Origin of the sequence: Synechococcus sp. R70.1 (genome assembly GCF_047461675.1) — a bacterium.
Lineage (GTDB): Bacteria > Cyanobacteriota > Cyanobacteriia > Thermostichales > Thermostichaceae > Thermostichus.
Window position 1 is genome coordinate 16,588 of sequence record NZ_JANSHR010000041.1, and the last position, 1,567, is coordinate 18,154.

General features: G+C 61.6%; 2 pseudogenes. Both read left to right on the forward strand.

Going from position 1 to position 1,567, the window contains the following annotated elements:
• Positions 1 to 5: 5 nt before the first annotated feature.
• Positions 6 to 122 (forward strand): annotated as a pseudogene (locus NW807_RS06020) (DNA methyltransferase); the annotation flags it as partial.
• 99 nt (positions 123 to 221) lie between these two features.
• Positions 222 to 1,567 (forward strand): annotated as a pseudogene (locus NW807_RS06025) (hypothetical protein); the annotation flags it as partial.

Genomic DNA, 1,567 nt, shown 5'->3' on the forward strand with positions numbered 1-1,567 from the left:
TCCTGATGACCACCGACCCGGGCGACCTGGTCTTCGACCCCACTTGCGGCAGCGGCACTACGGCCTATGTGGCTGAGAAGTGGGGCAGACGCTGGATCACCTGCGACACCTCGCGCGTGGCGATTACCCTTGCCCGTCAGCGGCTGATGACCGCCGTGTTCGATTACTATGAACTCGCGCACCCGCAGGAGGGCGTCGGCAGCGGCTTTAAGTACAAGACGGTGCCGCACATCACGCTCAAGTCCATCGCCAACAATCCGGAAATTGACGACATCTACGCGCGCCTGCACCCGGCAGTGGAGACGGCTCTGGCTGAGCTCAACGCGGCGCTAAAGGGCCAGGCGGTGAAGTTTAAGGTGACCCAAGGTGGCCGGGCCGGCCACTTTGTAGACTTTGCTGCGCCCGATACGGAAACCTTCACCATGCCCGCTGGCCAGGTGGTTAAGGTCAACGAGCTGGTGGAATGGGAGGTGCCCTTTGAGTTTCCCGCCGACTGGCCGGAAGCTGCCCGGACGCCATTCGAGCGATTCCATCAAGCCCGCCGTGCCCTGCGAGCAGCCATCGATGAGGCCATTGCCCGCCACGCACCCCAGGAGACGCTTTACGACCAGCCCTTCGTGGACAGGAAGAAGGTGCGGGTGACAGGCCCGTTCACCGTGGAAGCAGTGCCAGCCCCAGCGGTGAAATCGGTGGATGAGATTTTGGAGCCCAGGCCCGAGCCGGCAGATGCCTCGATTGCCCGCTCCGGCGAAACACTGCGTCAGGAGGAATGGCGCGACGAGCTGCTCAAGACGGGTATCCGCGGGAAGAACGGGCAATACATCCGCTTTGCCTGGCTGGAACCGCTGCCCGGCTGCCGTTGGCTCCATGCCGTGGGGGAAACGCGGCCCAGCGACGAAGGGGCAAATACCGTGCGCGAGTCGGCGCCTGCCTACGACCCCCTGCGCGTGGTGGTCTCCTTTGGGCCGGAATATGGCCCGCTCGAGCAACGGCAAGTGGAGCAGGCCTGGGAAGAAGCGCGGATGCTCGTCCCACGGCCAAAACTGCTGATCTTTGCCGCCTTTCAGTTTGACCCGGAAGCAGCGAAAGACATTGACGAGATGAAGCCGGAGCTGGCTGGAATGCAGTTCCTCAAAGTGCAAATGAACGCTGACCTTTTGACCGACGACCTGAAGAAAAAGCGCGCCAGCAACGAGTCCTTCTGGCTTATTGGGCAACCGGATGTGTACCTGGAACGCATTGCCGACGGCGAGGACAAGGGAAAGTATCGCGTTTCAGTTCTCGGCTTCGATTACTACAACACCAAGACCGGCCAGATTGAATCGGGCGGGGCAGATAGAATTGCCCTCTGGATGCTCGACACCGACTACGACGGGCGCAGCCTCTACCCGCGCCAGGTGTTCTTCCCGATGGCAGGCGAGAAGGAGGGCTGGGCAAAACTGGCTCGCAATCTCAAGGCAGAAATCGATGAGGAGCGGATCGAAGCTTACCGAGGCATGGTGTCGCTGCCGTTTGCGCTCGGTGAGCACCGACGCATTGCCGTCAAAATTGTGGATGACCGGGGCAT